We start from the raw sequence: 1,061 nt of genomic DNA on the forward strand, positions 1-1,061 counted from the left end.
AGCTAACTGATGTACAGCGCGATATGCTGTTGGCGCAGAAACAATCCAATCTTGCCGTGAATGATCTTTACCGCCTTTGGGGATATCGAGCATCAGTGCGCGATAATCTTTGCTTGTCTGAGCCTCAATCCACCATGCGGGGTGAAAGAAAAATGGCAACGTGGCCCTTGCTGATGCAGCAAAATCGACCGGTTATTTTAGAGCTGAATTATCAAGGCGATGTTGGTTACGTGATTTTGTATGCAGTTGGCAACGACCAAGTAGAAGTGCTCAATGGCAAACAGCGTCTGCGTTTGCCTGTTTCGTGGCTGAAACCAATGTGGCAGGGCAACATCATTGAATTGTGGCAAGCGCCGCTTAAAGAGACGTTGCGTTTAGATATGGAAGGGCCGGCGATCGAAGTGCTTGACCAATTGCTTGCAAAAGCGGTCAGTGAATCACCACTGGAAACGTCTATTTTTGACGGTGCGTTAAAAGAGCGAGTGGAACTGTTCCAACGTTGGCAGGGCATCGGTGTGGATGGCATTGCGGGTCATCGCACGTTAGAGCGCTTACAACAAAGTGTGCAACCTAATGCGCCAACACTAGCAAGCATTAACAAGGAGGAGGCGTAATGTCAGTCATCAAACATGTTGGACTCTTTCTTGTGCCTATTAGCGTGTCAGCGATTGCGGTTGCGTGGCATTTAGATTTGCTTACGCCAGAGGCTCAAGCGGTTACGCCAGAGGTAGTGGTGGCGGAAGTCGTACAACCATTTGAAGTTTTAGATTATCCAGAATCAACGGATCTTGCTCAACTGCCACGAGAATGGCCGAGTGCCGAGTTATCTCGCGACATTGGGACATTCTTGCAACCCTCCGAGTATGCCAACGAGGGTGAGGCTCCAGATCCGACAACGGCTACTCCCGTCACGAGCACAGCATCTACGCATCGTCGTGACGACTTAGGTTTGTCATTGGATGATCTAGACTTGTCTTCCTTGTCTCCAGATCTCGCCAAAAAAGTGGAAAATGCGCTGTCTCAAAACGATGCACCGACTTCTGCATCGTCACAGGTGAATG

The 1,061-nt window shown here is 49.4% G+C and carries 2 protein-coding genes; both read left to right on the forward strand.

Translation table 11 applies throughout. The features are described 5' to 3' along the window. The coding region (locus R7Q47_RS26315; protein WP_318090269.1) for a peptidoglycan-binding domain-containing protein at window positions 1-614 on the forward strand (614 nt) is incomplete at its 5' end. After that, window positions 614-1,061 (forward strand): hypothetical protein (locus R7Q47_RS26320; protein WP_318090270.1); only part of this gene is annotated, 448 nt, incomplete at its 3' end. The genes R7Q47_RS26315 and R7Q47_RS26320, both read left to right, overlap by 1 nt.

The organism is Vibrio sp. Vb0349, assembly GCF_033338975.1.